Raw genomic sequence first — 14403 nt, 5'->3', positions numbered from 1 at the left:
TTTGTATGTGGTATATGATTTAACTTGCTTAGGCTATTTTATAAATAAAATAGCCAACCGCAATCAACCTAAAAGATCTTTGTCTTTAATTTGCAGATTTAAAGTGATTAAAAGGAATTTTTAAATAGCGAATACCATTCCCTTCTGGTTTTGGAAATTTACCTGCATCCATATTGATTTGTATTGCAGGTAAAATCAGTTTTGGCATAGCCAATTTTGCGTCACGCTGAGTTCGCATTGTGACAAAATCTTCTTTTTTCGTACCAACGTGGATATGAATATTCTGCTGTTTTTGCGCATGTACACTGCTTTCACAGCAGTATTCTGACCGATTTTCTGGTAAATAGTCATGGCATAAAAACAAGCGCATTTCAGGTGCTAACTGATAAATCTTTTGTACTGAATCGAATAATACTGCTGCACTGCCCTTGGGAAAATCACAGCGTGCTGTGCCATAATCAGGCATAAATAAGGTATCACCGACAAACACAGCATCATCACCAACCACATAGCTCAGACAAGCAGGTGTATGTCCAGGCGTTGGAATGTTATAGGCCTTTAACTCACCGATTTTAAATGCCTCATGATCTGCAAATAAATAATCAAAAGACTGATGTGAATTAAAATATTTCACATCAAAATTATAAATGGCGCTGAATGTTTCCTGCACAATCTTGATGTTATGGCTCATCGCAATTTTACCACCAAGAACCTGTTTTAAATATTGAGATGCGGTTAAGTGATCTGCGTGCACATGCGTCTCTAAAATCCATTCTACGCTTAGGCTATTTTCTTGAATATAATGAATAATCAAATCTGCATGCTTCGTTTGAGTAGTTGCAGAAGCAGCATCATAATCCAATACACTGTCTATAATCGCACATCGGTTTGTTTGCGGATCGGCTACCACATAACTGAATGTATTGGTATTTTCATCAAAAAAATGTTGTACCTGTGCACGATTTGACATTAATTTGCTCCCGAAAATTTACGATGTATATAGACGCCCGCAAACATCGCTACAACGAAATAGATCGCTTGATAATAACCAAGCCCGATCAAAGTAAAGGCTGGCGCAGGACAAATCCCAGCAATGCCCCAACCTATTCCAAAGATAACACTCCCCATGACGAGTTTTGCATCAATTTGATTATTACTCGGTAATTCAATCGCCGTCCCATCAAAGGTTGTCGGTTTTGATTGACGAACGGCCATTTGAAATGGAATAAATGCAACTGCAATGGCTCCCACCATCACAAAAGCTAAACTCGCATCCCACTGCCCTGTTATATCAAGGAAACTTAAGACCTTTTCTGGATTAGACATGCCCGAAATCATTAAACCTAATGAGAAAATTCCACCAAAAATAAAAGCCAATATATTTTTCATCATTAAGCTCCGATTACATGTCTCATTACATAAACTGTGATAATCCCTGCCAACATAAAACTAGCAGTTGCAACGAATGAACGCTTAGAAAGACGACTAATACCGCAAATGCCATGACCGCTAGTACAACCTGAGCCTAATCGAGTTCCGAATCCAACCAAAACACCGGCAATGATCATCATCCATGGACTTGCATCCAGCTCGATTGTCACAGAGGTCAATTGCCCGTAGATAAAAGGCACAATAAAAAGTCCTGCTAAAAACCAGATCGCGGGTGTTTTTAAAATCGTTTGGCGATTCAGCGTTTGCGCAATTAAACCACTGATACCTGCGATTCGACCATGTACGTATAGGTAGCCAACTGCGGCCAGGCCCAATAAGGTCCCACCGAGAAAAGCAGTTAGAAATGGATGCATATTCATCAGCCACAAAACATTATATGTTTTTATAATATGTTATTTAGAAAAAGATGCAAGCTCTCACGCCGAAATATTCGTTCTAATTTGCCTTTTCCTAATTTAATAATTTAACGGTTCAAAGGTGTTTGATTAATTTATTTAGAAATAATTTATAAACTTGAAAAATCACGGAATATTTCCTCGGAGATTTTTCAATAAAGGCTGTTTATTATGAAGTTAATTGAAATAATAGATAATTTATAGATCAATACTGATATCGCTGAGTGCATCGCTCACCCATGTTAAAGCATCTGAACCCAATTCTATAATATTCGAACCAATTTCAGCTAAGTCAGTCAAATCTACAGAAGATAAAGGATCAGATGATGTACTATTTTTTTGCTGTTCTTGTTCAGCTTGCTGCTCAATGGCTTGATCAAGATGAGTTTGATCTAATGGAGATGAGTTTGAATGTTGTTGTAATTCATAGTCATTATTCTGCATAAGTTCAGCCTGTTATGTTGTTTTCTATTACGTTCAGTTGATATTAATTTGGTTCAAACTCTTTAAGCACCTTATCTACAAACCACCAAGGTAAACGCTGAATACCTGAATTCATCTTTAAAATTTCAGCTTGTTCAATTTCCGCAATGAAAGAAGCATGCTGTCCATCGGCAGAGTTATCAAATAAATAACTACGATCCGTTGCTTCTACCGCCTGCATTAACAAATCCATACTTCGATAATAACGTTCGCGAATTTTTTGTTCTGGAACACCATGTCCACCCGTTTTCACTCGGTACTGAACACGTGAAATATTGATAACAGGATCAATAGTGGAAACATAATACAGATAGGTTCGAAAGCCTTTTCTTTTTGCTTCGCGTAGAAACTCCACCTTTGAAATATGGGACATCACTGTTTCAAAGGTAAAACTAATTTTTAGTTCTAAAAACTGCAAACGGATATAATCAATAATTCTTGCACAAAGATATGAGTCAATCTGGTCTGGATGAAACTCAATTTTCCACGGATCTAATATCTGAGGTTTACGTGCTAATAGAGGAATAAATTCTCCATCGGCGGGACGCTTTTTCGTATATAGAAAGTCAATTAATGCTTCGGATTTTAAAGCGGGATGGTAATCCAACAAATTGAGCCGGTGTGAATGTTTCAGTTGAGCTTCGAGTTCATCCGCATTTAAATATGCCCCAATATGATGGGGCAATAAATATTCTTTAACTGTGCTTTTACCTGAACCATTTGGACCCGCGAACATTCTAATGCGAGGTTGTGGAGGCATGTATTAAACAATTTCCTCTATTTTCTTTTTACGTTTTAAAATTTTAGGTAGATCATCCACTTGTACGAAGTCGGCTGAAACATCTTTTATTTGTACTTCTTGACCATTTTGCAGACGTTGAACCAGTTGTAGACCTTTTACATAAACCACAGTGGATGAAGCACTTGCTTGTTCAAAAGCATGGCGAAATGCATGGATAGCAAGGCTCGGGATCATATCGTCCTCATATTGGCTTGCTTTCATTACTGAAGTATAAGCTGTCATGGAAACAACTCCTCAAACATCAAAAATAATGTGTTCAATCATCTTATCATACTCGCAATATTTGTCTATTTATCCATCACTCATACTGAAAGGAAATCGATAAAAATTCAAAGTGCTTAAATCATTTGATTATCTTACTCGAAAAGAATGTCGTATATGAGTCAATGTGTGTGGATAGTAAATCAGGAATTAAGTAAAAGTTACCTACATTGGATTTATCACCCAATTAAGCATTTAATTTTTCACAAAAAAATAGCCACTTATTCAGTGGCCAAAAGAGAACGACATCAACAAGTTGATGTATTAGTACTGACCTATGCAACAGGACCAGGGATGTTTGTTGCATATAAATCGTTCTAACCCAATCATAATAATGTGATGGACTTATCATTTTAAGCATATTTTATATCATTTTCTGACAATCTACATTTTCAACTTCTAAGATTATTAGAAACTGCACCTATAGTGAATAATGCTGTAATAATTTTGAAATATTAGACCATTTCGAATTATGAAAAATAGAACAAAATGAAAGAAAGTTAGACTAGAGCCCAAAAGTTTTAGAAGAGAAATTTAAACCTAAATTATTTTGTAGGACTCGAACAAAATGCACTTTCGTTTAAGCCAGATGACTGCATACTCTGTTGCTGTTGTTGTAAGTAGTGCTGTGAAGCCACTCGCATTAGATTGGCCATTTCAAGAGCTGAGTTTTGCTGAGAAATTTCTAAAATCTGTCGATATGCATTCAATCTTAAACAAAAAGCTTGAGTTTGCTGCTGACCCGTTGCAGTAGATGTAGGGTCATCTAAAATGGCTTTGGTTGAATTAATTTGCTCAGTATATGTATGTATCTGAGCATTATATTCAGCTTGAGTCAGTTGTGGAGTAACCGCTTCATTCACATTTGCATATGCTACAGAAGCAGTAAACACAGAAAAAATAAAGACATAAGGTTTATACATCAATGGAGAATGCATAAATTAAGCCTCATCACCTTCTTTCCAGACATCTTCATAATCATCAGCATCGATCATAAAACGATAGCCCACATCCAAAGCTAAATACGGTAGCACTTCAGGCACAACATCTTGCAGTTTACGCACAGTCATTGTTTCAAAGTTATCTGCGCCTTCAAGCTCGCCGCCATAAATATACCAACTGACATTTTCATCACCTTCTGCAGGCTTACGAATACCAACTATTGGATCTTTATTTAAGGTATGGACAGCCACAGCAATTACATCATCGCCCTGCACTTCTACATATGCAGAACCCACTTCTTCACATAAAAGTTTTTGTTCTGCAATCAGTTCTGCCAAAGGTGATGAATTTTGCGTATGTTTTGCCATGTTTGTTCTCAGGCCATATAGGTTTCGGGCATTCTACCGTGAATTACACTTATATAGATAAATTTTTTCCGTGCGAAAGCATTCGAGCCTTGTTTTATCAATTCATTTATAGAAAAAGACTCAATGCGGTAGATTCCACCTAAAAGTATAAACAAGAAGAAAGGAAACTTATTCAACACATATACCGCTAAAACATAGAAATAGACGAATAAAAAATAGAATCAGCATGCAAACAGCAAACTTCTTTATCACCACAGATTTAACTTTTGCCAATACCTGTACAAATTTAGACAAATGCCCGATTTTCCAAACTTACATGATTTATGAAAGAAATCGTCAATGCCTTGCACGCTTCATACATTCAAAACACTGACTAGAAAATACACAGGATGGTTAATACGCTTATATATAGGACTATAAAGTATGACGTAGCTAGGCAATAGATGCTCAGCTTATCTAAAGCTGCCTACTTATAAGGAAATGCTCCCACAGAATATTCAATTCACTGAGGCAAACAAAATATCTAGCGTGAGCCCTATCATTTATGAAAACCTTTTATTGGCCTAGAAATATGCTTTATAAACCATAGAAAAAGTAACTATCTTTTAATTTTTATATACTTAGCACACAAACCTGATTTATTCTTTCAAATAACTCGATTGAAAACTGAGAACAATTTAGATTCCTTTACGCGTGAAATAAGTTAAACCTTAGAATTTTTTAAGTCGCTGTATAAATACCATCTTTACGACTATGCATGCGTAGGCAGTTCAACTGACGATCTATAAGACAAATGTACAGGCCATCTCACCTTTCAGATCATTTGTACTGGTTATTGCTAAACGTACGCACCACGATAAAGCAAGTTTACACAAAAGATATCAACAGTTTTAGCCAATTGGGTTTAAAATGATGTCCTACAATATAATGATAAAAATGTAATCTTTTAACATTGCCAATTCTCTGCAAAGTTCGCATTATATAGCCCATTCTCGGCACATGCTTTTCACGTCAATTCAAAGAAATTATAAAAAAAATGTGGGATTTTATGCCATAATGAGCAAACTTTGCAGGTATCTTGCAAAGTAAATTTGCAACTTTTTATTGGAGCAGGCTAAATGAGCTCGACCATTTTGGTCATTCATGGACCGAATCTCAACTTACTGGGAAAACGTGAACCCGAAGTTTATGGCTATCTAACACTCGATGATATCAACCAAAAACTGATTTCACAGGCTCAAAACGCTTCCATTTCTCTCGACACTTTCCAAAGTAATTGGGAAGGCGCTGTCGTCGACCGAATTCATCAAGCGCAACAAGAAGGCGTTCAATTCATCATTATTAACCCAGCAGCCCTAACACATACTTCGGTTGCTGTGCGTGATGCCCTTCTTGGTGTAGCCATTCCGTTTATCGAAGTACATCTATCAAATGTCCACGCTCGCGAAGCATTTAGACATCACTCCTATCTATCTGATAAAGCCGTTGGCGTTATTTGTGGTTTAGGTGCAAAAGGCTATGCCGCAGCACTAGACTTCGCCATCGAAAAAATTCAACCAACTTCTCAATCTTAATTAGGAATACTGTTCATGGATATCCGTAAAATCAAGAAACTCATCGATTTGATGATTGAATCTGACTTACAGGCGATTGAAGTTAAAGAAGGCGATCAATCGATTGCTCTAACTCGTCGCAATCCAGTAGTTGCTGCCGCTGCGCCTGCTATGGCTGCTCCTGCCGCTGCGCCTGCTGCACCTCGTTCACCACGTGGTGCTGTTGAGCCGTCTCCTATGGTTGGTGTGTTCTATGCTGCGCCAAATCCAGGTGAAGCACCATTTGTGAAAGTTGGTCAAACTGTATCTGCTGGTGAAACACTCGGTATCATCGAAGCAATGAAAATCATGAACCCAATTGAAGCAACTCAAAGCGGTGTAATTGAAGAAATTTTGGTTAAAAATGGCGAAGTGATCCAATTCGGTCAACCATTATTCCGCTATCGCGCTTAAGACCACGGGGAATCACAATGTTGCAAAAAGTTTTAATTGCAAACCGTGGTGAGATTGCGCTCCGCATCACCCGCGCTTGCAAAACTTTAGGAATTAAAACCGTAGGGATTTATTCCGATGCCGACAAAGACCTAATGCACTTACGCTTCTGTGACGAAGCTGTGTGCATTGGACCAGGTGCCAGCAGCGAAAGTTATCTCAATATCCCTGCCATTATTACAGCGGCTGAAATCACCGGTGCAGATGCCATCCATCCAGGTTATGGTTTCTTATCTGAAAACGCTGAGTTTGCTGAAATTGTAGAAAACTCAGGTTTTATCTTTATCGGTCCGCGTCCTGAACACATTCGCTTAATGGGGAACAAAGTTTCTGCCATTATTGCGATGAAAAAAGCTGGTGTACCAACTGTTCCGGGTTGTGACCATGCTGTAACGATTCACAATGCATTGGCAGAAGCCAAAGAAATAGGCTTCCCATTGATCGTAAAAGCTGCTTCTGGTGGTGGTGGTCGTGGTATGCGTATCGTTGAACGTGTCGACACGCTTCTCGAATCTGTACAAGCTGCTCAACGTGATGCGGAAATGTGGTTTGGTGACGACACCGTTTATATGGAACGTTTCCTTCAAAAACCACGCCATGTCGAAGTGCAAGTTCTTGCAGATGGTAATGGCCATGCAATTCACCTTTATGATCGTGACTGTTCATTGCAACGTCGCCATCAAAAAGTGCTTGAAGAAGCGCCTGCACCGGGTTTACCTGAAGAAGCACGTGCGCATATTCTTGAAGCATGTGTAAATGCTTGTAAATTAATGCAATACCGTGGTGCGGGTACATTTGAGTTCTTATTTGAAGAAGGTGAATTCTTCTTTATTGAAATGAATACTCGTGTGCAAGTAGAACATCCTGTTACTGAGCAAGTAACTGGTGTAGATATTATCGAGCAACAATTACGCATTGCTGCTGGCTTAGGTTTGGATCTTCAACAAGAAGATATTCAACTTAAAGGTCATGCGATTGAATGTCGTATTAATGCAGAAGATCCATCTACATTTATGCCTTCACCGGGCAAAATCGATCATTTCTATGCACCGGGTGGCGCAGGTATCCGACTAGATTCTCATATCTATCAAGGATATAGCATCCCACCATACTATGATTCAATGATTGCAAAACTCATTGCGCATGGTAAAGATCGTGACACCTCTATTGCGCGTATGAAACAAGCTCTCGAAGAGATTATCTTAACTGGCGTGAAAACCAATATTCCGCTACATAAAGATTTGATTCTTCAAGATAAAAATTTCTGCGAACAAGCAATGGATATTCACTATCTTGAAAAGCATCTATTAAAGAAAGTCGAAGGACATGAAGATAAATAAATCTTCAGCGTCAAAAAAACCACTCAAATGAGTGGTTTTTTATTTTCATAATAAAAGGTCTATAATCATGCTTAAGGCAAAACTCGACGCAATGTCGCAAAACACTGCTGAGCCTGATCGTTGGCACAGAAATTAATAACCGATGGACTTTTCCACTTTACAAAGTACTGTGAAATTTCGCCGGTTTGATCTTGAATATTGCCCGAACAATCCATCTGATTATTGTCATATTTCACTTGCAAAATCAGTGCTGGAATTTGCACATTCGGATCTTGTGCAGGTTGATAGTCATACACCCCTGATGACCACTCTTCACCGCTTTTGATCACAACATCATTATTACTCTTAAAATTATAATATTCGACGCACTTTTTATTGGTCGGAATTTCCATGCCCCATAAGCCAACCAATTCAGAACGTGTTGTCACCCTAAAGCTATTCACCGCTTCAACTTGATTTTTAGCCTCTGAATTTTGAGTTGTATTCTTATTATCTGCCGCCATCACCAACGATGAACTCAACATGAGTAAAACTGTAAGATATGCTATTTTCATACATTTAATCAGTCATATAAATCATGCTCTTAAAGTAACACATTTTTTTACAAATCCGCGGTTTATCACATTTTCATAACAATCATTTTTCATCTTTATCCAGAAAATCAATCTTCGTTAACGAAACTACAAATCAGCTAAATGCCAAACAAATCACACTATTTACAATAAAATAATATAAAATCTTTTTTATCGTTTAATATACGAAAAAAACGAATTCTCCCATATTTAACCTAGGCTTACATAAGCTAATGAAACTGCATTCGAATAGTCTTGCTCCGCTTAATACACGCCACAGCATGGCTTTTGTCATAGTCGCTGCAGTTATTTTTTGCTGCTGCTTAGTCGGTATTTTCAGCCGCCCATTAAGCTATTTAGCGATTTTTTGGCCTGCGAATGCATTATTGTTAGCATTATTCTTAAGGTTTCCCAAACTCAGTAATCTGGGAGGATGGTTAGGTGCATTTACCGGCTATATGCTCCCAGATTTAGTGACAGGCAATTATTTCCAACTCACCCTATTTCTTACTTTTTCAAATTTAACCAACAGCATGGTATCGCTATTTTTTATGCGATATTTTCAGGTGAACTATCAAAACTATAATAAAGGTTTCACCTTTCTGACCATGATTGTCATCATCGCCTGTGGTGGATGCCTTGCGGGTGCACTTTTTGCTATTTTCACCGTGCCTTATATTCCCAATACGTTTATGTCGACCGATCGATTGTCGATTGATTTTGGTATGTGGTGGATTACCGAAATATTGAATGCGCTGATTATATTACCGCTTATTCTGTCTTTTCCTAAACTGGCCGATCTTAAACTTTATTTCAAAGATCGACGTCATCAAAGCTTTCAGATCAATAAAATATTTCCGGCAATTGCAGTTGTCTTCTGTGTATTTTTAACAGCCGTTTCTACAGGCCCAGGGGCAATTCTCTACCCTTTAGCGGCTCTAATTTGGGCAGCATTAACCTATCGATTATTTACCTTATCACTAATTAATGCCGTGGTAATTTTAGCGACCTATTACAATTTAAATGCGTTCTACTTAGACGATTCTTCATTAGCCTATTTATCGACAGCAATTTCAGTTCGTATAGGCCTAGCCATGCTGATCCTCTCACCGTTGATTCTTTGTATTATTAGCCGAAATCGACACGAACTATATAAAGAGGTTTTATACCTTGCAAATCATGATAGTTTGACTCATGCAATGAATCGTCGATATTTTTTCGAGCAAGGTGAGCTTTACCTACAAAACCAAATTCAGCTTAACTTTTCCATTATCATGATGGATATTGATCATTTTAAAAAATTAAATGATCAATATGGGCATTATGTCGGTGACCAAGTTTTACAAGAATTTTCGAGCGTTGTGCGTAAGAATTTACGTGAAACTGATTTATTTGCACGTATTGGTGGTGAAGAGTTTAGTGTATTACTCACGAACATTGCAGCAGCTGAAGCTCAAGGTATTGCTGAGCGTATCCGAAAAGTCGTTGAAACTACGCCTATTTTCATTGATAAAAAAAATACGATTTATATTACGGTGAGTATAGGTCTGATTCATCAGTCTTTGCCCAATGCTCCAAGTTTGCAAAGTATGATAAATCAAGCCGATCAGGCCTTATATCAAGCCAAAGAGCTCGGCCGTAATCAGGTGATTTTAGTTCATTGAGATTTATCAAAATACTGAATTGTTTTAAGCTTGCTTTTGGATCGTTTTAGGCAAGCCCACGACCAAAAACATGGCAGGTATAACCACCAGTCCTGCGATCATAAAAATAACGGGTCCCGAAAGCATGTCCCAATATCGGCCTGCTAAAATACTGCCACTCGCAACACCTAAGCCCCACATGGTACTGTATAGCGCTTGACCACGCCCTTGTTGACTCGCAGTAAAATTTTGAAAAATGATCCGCATCGCGATTAAGTGGAATAATCCAAAACTAAAGGCATGAATCGTTTGCGCTGCAAATTGAGTGATAAACACCTTCGGATATAAACCTACAATCAACCATCGCATCCCTGTTAGCCCCAGACAAATGAGCACTAAATTGCGCCAAGAATATCGATTAAAAAAGACATTGGCATAGGCAAACATAATGATTTCTGCAATGACTCCTACAGACCATAAAAAACCGATTTGGCTCGTCGAAAAATCAGCCTGCTTAAGGTAATTGCTATAAAAACTATAAAACGGCGCATGCGAAAAAAGTAGAAAAAATTCAATGATAAAAAAACTAGCTACAACTGGTCGTTTTAAGATAGGCCAAAGTGGTTCAAGTTTTTTCTGTGAAGATGGTGCAGTAGCGGGCTCTTTAATCGTAAATGACCAAATAAATGCGAGAAATGCAATGCATAACAACATGATAGGCAGCATTGAAACAGGTATTATTTCTAGCAAAGCCCCTATTCCAAATACACCAACAATGAAACCAACTGATCCCCATTTTCTGACTTTTCCATAAAGTTCTGCACGACGCTCAGCCAACCAAAATAAAGTTACCCCTTCAAACTGAGCTAAAATGGCATTTTGAAAGAAACTGAATACCAACATGAGTAATGCAACAGACTGAAAACTGTTTGGAATTATAAAAATCAGAAACCAAATACAGGCTTCCATCCATGTTGCGATTCGAACTAAAAGCATGCGCTTTCCGGATTTATCTGCAATCCACCCCCAAATAAATGGCGCAAAAAAACGTGTCACAATTGCAATCGAAGATAAAACACCTATTTCTTGATAATTAAACCCTTGATCCTCTAAATACAAACTCCAATACGGCATGAATGTACCCACTATTGAATAATAGAAAAAGTAGAATCCACCGAGTTTGGATTGGATTGGAATGTTAAGCATCAAACTGTATTCCTTAGTATTTACAGTAAGTTATAAACTTTTCAGAGTTGTATGCTTTTGCATCTAAAAGGCTTGGTTAGGATATGACGAGTATACAAATTTATTTTAATTAAATTATTTCAAAATTTGTACAATTTTATCAAAATATCAAATTTCCTCATTATTCTATTTATTAAACAATATGTTATTTTTACTTATAAAACTCTCATATGTTAATAAAAACCGCCCATTTGGGCGGTTTTTTATCTATTGGCTCTTAGTTCGAACTAAATTTAAAAAATGCAGATGACGCTCATATTGATCAATGACATCTTGCAAGATATCTTCTTGCGTCCATTCGATGATGTCATAATTTTGACCACCTTCCCTCAAAAATACTTCAGCTTGATAATCTTGCGTAATTTCTCCTGAATCAATCATAAAGCTTGGTGTATTTTTTTCTTGGACAACTACTTGGTAGATAAAGTTAATCTCATCTTGATGGTTTACACGAAGCTGCAAGCCATCATCTATCGTGTTTACCGTCACATCTAAATGACGACGCTTAAACTCTTTCTGTAGATTTGAAAATGCCTGGCTTACCGTTGTATCAATATATTGTTCAACTTCTTCACGTGTATGCGGATAATGCATAATCAATCCTAAACGTTGCTGCCAACTTCTTGGATTATGAATTGCTCTAGGTGTAATACGCGCATCCTGTAATGCTTGCATCTTGGTTGCATCTAAATGTAGAGCCTTGACTAAGCCCCAGCAAATTAAAAGCATTACAAAAGTGAATGGTAATGCACTCAACATTGTTGCAGATTGCAAAGCACCTAAACCTCCTGCAAACAACAAAACAATCGCAAGAACAGCCATTAACGTTGTCCAAAACAATCGTTGCCATGTTGGGGAGTTCTCAGATTTAGCTGTTAAATAATCTGTAACAAGTGCACCAGAGTCCGCTGAAGTCACAAAAAATAGCATAACCAATATGGTCGCAACAAAACTCATAATGCCTGAGAATGGCAAAGTTCCTAAATACTCAAATAGCGCAACGGATGAGTCTCGTTGTACTGCAGAAATCAGTGAGGTATTCGCTTCGTTTAAGATGCTATAGAGTGCAGCGTTGCCCATCACTCCCATCCAGATCAGCGTGAAGCCTGTTGGTATAAGTAAAACACCTACAATAAACTCACGAATAGTACGTCCTTCAGACACACGCGCAATAAACATACCTACAAATGGCGACCATGAAATCCACCATGCCCAGTACATAATTGTCCAACCACCAATCCAACCATCAGATTGATAGGCATATAAATTAAAGGTCATGTTAAATAAGTTTGAAAAATACTGACCAGCATTTTGTATAGTCGCTTGCAATATAAATATTGTTGAACTAGCAAAAAATACAAATAATAAGAGGGTTAATGCTAAGCCTAAATTGATCTCTGATAATCGTTTAATACCCTTGTCTAAGCCCATAAATACGGACAAAGAGGCCATAGCCGTAACAATGACAATTAGAATTAGTTGCGTCGTCGTTGAATATTCAATCCTGAATAGATAATTCAGGCCGGAGTTAATTTGGGTTACACCAAAACCTAATGTCGTTGCGACACCAAATACAGTACCGATCGTCGCAAAGGTATCTACACCATCACCGATTGGACCATAGATTTTTTTTCCTATGAGAGGATATAACGCAGAGCGAATTTTTAGAGGTAGATTGTGTCTATAAGCAAAGTAAGCTAACGCTAAGCCAACGATGGTGTAGATTGCCCATGCATGAAGTCCCCAGTGGAAGAAGGTTACGCGCATGGCTTGCTGCGCTGATTGGATCGTTTCAGGATCACCAGTTGGAGGTGATACATAGTGCATCACTGGCTCCGCGACACCGAAAAACATTAAGCCAATACCCATACCAGCAGTAAATAACATAGCAAACCAGGAGCTATTACTATATTTTGGTTGGCTATGGTCTAAACCTAATTTAATTTTACCCATATTTGAACAGGCAATATAAATAAGCACTATTAGAAAAATGGCTACAGATAACACATAGAACCAACTGAATGAGTTTGTAACCCATTGATTTAGTTGTTTAGTAATTAGATCAAAAGCATTGGGAGCTAAAAATACAATGGCAATGAAAATGCCGATAATAACAACTGTGCTAATAAACACATTTGGATTCACATTGGAATACCATGACGGTTTCAATGAAGACATACCTTCCCTATTCCGTTTTATTTGTAAGACAGATCAAAATTGATCAAAGAGATATCCGCTAACTGCGGAAGAAACAGGCTTGTAAAGATGAGTGCTGGCGATTGTAATTTCGCTCTATACGATAAATATTAAAAATATTCATGTGCATAAATTGAAAATTAAAGGCTGACTCAATCTAAGCCACTGTTTAGAATGTGCACATGTTATCATATTTTTAGATACTAAATTAAATATTAAGCAATTTATTAAATTAAGAAAACGATCAATTTAATGTCTTCATTCTAAATTCATTATATTTATCAATATCATTTTTCTTAATTTCTTATAATTTTCCAATTAATACAAAATTCAAAAAACCACTTTTTGGTGGTTTTTTGAATATTTTTTTATCACTTATATAGGGTGTGTTGACATTTACAGCCGATAAATTGAGCTAAAGAGGCAACCATATAAATATACAAGCTAAAGCAACAGTGCTTTGATAGTTACGTTTTAGCTTATCGTATCTTGTGGCAATTCCTCTAAATTGTTTTAATCTACAAAATGCATTTTCAACTAAATGTCTGATTTTATACATATACCAGTCCATATCATCATTGCTAGATTTGGCATTTGATCTTCGAGGAATGTTTGCTTTCGTATTACTTTCTCTAATTTTCTTTCTGAAACTTTCTGAA

General features: G+C 37.3%; 15 protein-coding genes and 1 pseudogene. 4 read left to right on the top strand and 12 right to left on the bottom strand.

All coding sequences use genetic code 11. The features are described from left to right. Positions 1–85: 85 nt before the first annotated feature. The 8 genes from FTT77_RS11490 to FTT77_RS11455 form a co-directional block, all read right to left on the bottom strand. Positions 86–970 (bottom strand): MBL fold metallo-hydrolase, encoded by an 885-nt coding sequence (locus tag FTT77_RS11490; protein ID WP_180041446.1) that lies wholly within the window; start codon positions 968–970, stop codon positions 86–88. After that, the gene (locus FTT77_RS11485; protein WP_180041451.1) at positions 970–1389 is read right to left on the bottom strand and encodes a DUF6691 family protein; all 420 of its coding nucleotides are present in this window, start codon (positions 1387–1389) and stop codon (positions 970–972) included. Before FTT77_RS11485 ends, FTT77_RS11490 begins: the two co-directional genes overlap by 1 nt. A gap of 2 nt (positions 1390–1391) precedes the next feature. Next, the gene (locus tag FTT77_RS11480; RefSeq protein ID WP_180041447.1) at positions 1392–1805 is read right to left on the bottom strand and encodes a YeeE/YedE family protein; all 414 of its coding nucleotides are present in this window, start codon (positions 1803–1805) and stop codon (positions 1392–1394) included. A gap of 240 nt (positions 1806–2045) precedes the next feature. Further along, positions 2046–2291, bottom strand: a complete 246-nt coding sequence (locus FTT77_RS11475; protein ID WP_180041448.1) for a hypothetical protein — start codon at positions 2289–2291, stop codon at positions 2046–2048. A gap of 43 nt (positions 2292–2334) precedes the next feature. After that, on the bottom strand, positions 2335–3090 hold the full coding sequence (locus tag FTT77_RS11470) for a zeta toxin (protein WP_252725865.1): 756 nt from the start codon (positions 3088–3090) through the stop codon (positions 2335–2337). Positions 3091–3093: 3 nt separating this feature from the next. After that, complete coding sequence (locus FTT77_RS11465) at positions 3094–3354, bottom strand: hypothetical protein (RefSeq protein ID WP_168379492.1); 261 nt, start codon at positions 3352–3354, stop codon at positions 3094–3096. Positions 3355–3938: 584 nt separating this feature from the next. After that, positions 3939–4331: a hypothetical protein gene (locus FTT77_RS11460; RefSeq protein ID WP_180109320.1), complete on the bottom strand. Its 393-nt coding sequence runs from the start codon at positions 4329–4331 to the stop codon at positions 3939–3941. Between the two features lie 3 nt (positions 4332–4334). Continuing rightward, on the bottom strand, positions 4335–4703 hold the full coding sequence (locus FTT77_RS11455; RefSeq protein ID WP_078190788.1) for a hypothetical protein: 369 nt from the start codon (positions 4701–4703) through the stop codon (positions 4335–4337). 1118 nt (positions 4704–5821) lie between these two features. Between FTT77_RS11455 and aroQ the strand changes: the two genes are divergently transcribed. Genes aroQ through accC form a run of 3 tightly spaced genes read left to right on the top strand, consistent with a single transcriptional unit; the run spans position 5822 to position 8088 of the window. Further along, a complete protein-coding gene (gene aroQ / locus FTT77_RS11450) occupies positions 5822–6277 on the top strand; it encodes a type II 3-dehydroquinate dehydratase (RefSeq protein WP_180022653.1) in 456 nt (151 codons plus the stop codon). Positions 6278–6292: 15 nt separating this feature from the next. Next, on the top strand, positions 6293–6709 hold the full coding sequence (accB, locus tag FTT77_RS11445; protein WP_078190790.1) for an acetyl-CoA carboxylase biotin carboxyl carrier protein: 417 nt from the start codon (positions 6293–6295) through the stop codon (positions 6707–6709). Positions 6710–6726: 17 nt separating this feature from the next. Further along, positions 6727–8088 carry an acetyl-CoA carboxylase biotin carboxylase subunit gene (gene accC, locus FTT77_RS11440; protein WP_078190791.1) on the top strand — a complete coding sequence of 454 codons (1362 nt, stop codon included), beginning with the start codon at positions 6727–6729 and terminating at the stop codon, positions 8086–8088. A 71-nt stretch (positions 8089–8159) separates the two neighbouring features. Here accC and FTT77_RS11435 read toward each other — a convergent pair whose 3' ends face one another. Further along, complete coding sequence (locus FTT77_RS11435; RefSeq protein ID WP_078190792.1) at positions 8160–8642, bottom strand: hypothetical protein; 483 nt, start codon at positions 8640–8642, stop codon at positions 8160–8162. Between the two features lie 251 nt (positions 8643–8893). Here FTT77_RS11435 and FTT77_RS11430 point away from each other — a divergent pair, with 251 nt between their 5' ends. After that, a complete protein-coding gene (locus FTT77_RS11430) occupies positions 8894–10324 on the top strand; it encodes a GGDEF domain-containing protein (RefSeq protein WP_180109319.1) in 1431 nt (476 codons plus the stop codon). A 24-nt stretch (positions 10325–10348) separates the two neighbouring features. On the opposite strand, the gene FTT77_RS11425 is transcribed toward FTT77_RS11430, so the two are convergent. The 3 genes and pseudogenes from FTT77_RS11425 to FTT77_RS11415 form a co-directional block, all read right to left on the bottom strand. Continuing rightward, complete coding sequence (locus FTT77_RS11425) at positions 10349–11509, bottom strand: MFS transporter (protein WP_180109318.1); 1161 nt, start codon at positions 11507–11509, stop codon at positions 10349–10351. 246 nt (positions 11510–11755) lie between these two features. Then, positions 11756–13726, bottom strand: a complete 1971-nt coding sequence (locus tag FTT77_RS11420; RefSeq protein WP_180008104.1) for a choline BCCT transporter BetT — start codon at positions 13724–13726, stop codon at positions 11756–11758. Positions 13727–14159: 433 nt separating this feature from the next. Then, positions 14160–14403 (bottom strand): annotated as a pseudogene (locus FTT77_RS11415) (IS5/IS1182 family transposase); the annotation flags it as partial.

The organism is Acinetobacter sp. YH01010 (genome assembly GCF_013420775.1).
Taxonomy (GTDB): domain Bacteria; phylum Pseudomonadota; class Gammaproteobacteria; order Pseudomonadales; family Moraxellaceae; genus Acinetobacter; species Acinetobacter amyesii.
Note: the sequence above shows the minus strand (reverse complement) of the source record. Positions and strands in the feature narration are given on the sequence as shown.

Coding starts and splice junctions, on each gene's coding strand:
- FTT77_RS11490 (WP_180041446.1), bottom strand. CDS start 970: ATGTCAAATCGTGCACAGGTACAACATTTTTTTGATGAAAATACCAAT.
- FTT77_RS11485 (WP_180041451.1), bottom strand. CDS start 1,389: ATGAAAAATATATTGGCTTTTATTTTTGGTGGAATTTTCTCATTAGGT.
- FTT77_RS11480 (WP_180041447.1), bottom strand. CDS start 1,805: ATGCATCCATTTCTAACTGCTTTTCTCGGTGGGACCTTATTGGGCCTG.
- FTT77_RS11475 (WP_180041448.1), bottom strand. CDS start 2,291: ATGCAGAATAATGACTATGAATTACAACAACATTCAAACTCATCTCCA.
- FTT77_RS11470 (WP_252725865.1), bottom strand. CDS start 3,090: ATGCCTCCACAACCTCGCATTAGAATGTTCGCGGGTCCAAATGGTTCA.
- FTT77_RS11465 (WP_168379492.1), bottom strand. CDS start 3,354: ATGACAGCTTATACTTCAGTAATGAAAGCAAGCCAATATGAGGACGAT.
- FTT77_RS11460 (WP_180109320.1), bottom strand. CDS start 4,331: ATGCATTCTCCATTGATGTATAAACCTTATGTCTTTATTTTTTCTGTG.
- FTT77_RS11455 (WP_078190788.1), bottom strand. CDS start 4,703: ATGGCAAAACATACGCAAAATTCATCACCTTTGGCAGAACTGATTGCA.
- aroQ (WP_180022653.1), top strand. CDS start 5,822: ATGAGCTCGACCATTTTGGTCATTCATGGACCGAATCTCAACTTACTG.
- accB (WP_078190790.1), top strand. CDS start 6,293: ATGGATATCCGTAAAATCAAGAAACTCATCGATTTGATGATTGAATCT.
- accC (WP_078190791.1), top strand. CDS start 6,727: ATGTTGCAAAAAGTTTTAATTGCAAACCGTGGTGAGATTGCGCTCCGC.
- FTT77_RS11435 (WP_078190792.1), bottom strand. CDS start 8,642: ATGAAAATAGCATATCTTACAGTTTTACTCATGTTGAGTTCATCGTTG.
- FTT77_RS11430 (WP_180109319.1), top strand. CDS start 8,894: ATGAAACTGCATTCGAATAGTCTTGCTCCGCTTAATACACGCCACAGC.
- FTT77_RS11425 (WP_180109318.1), bottom strand. CDS start 11,509: ATGCTTAACATTCCAATCCAATCCAAACTCGGTGGATTCTACTTTTTC.
- FTT77_RS11420 (WP_180008104.1), bottom strand. CDS start 13,726: ATGTCTTCATTGAAACCGTCATGGTATTCCAATGTGAATCCAAATGTG.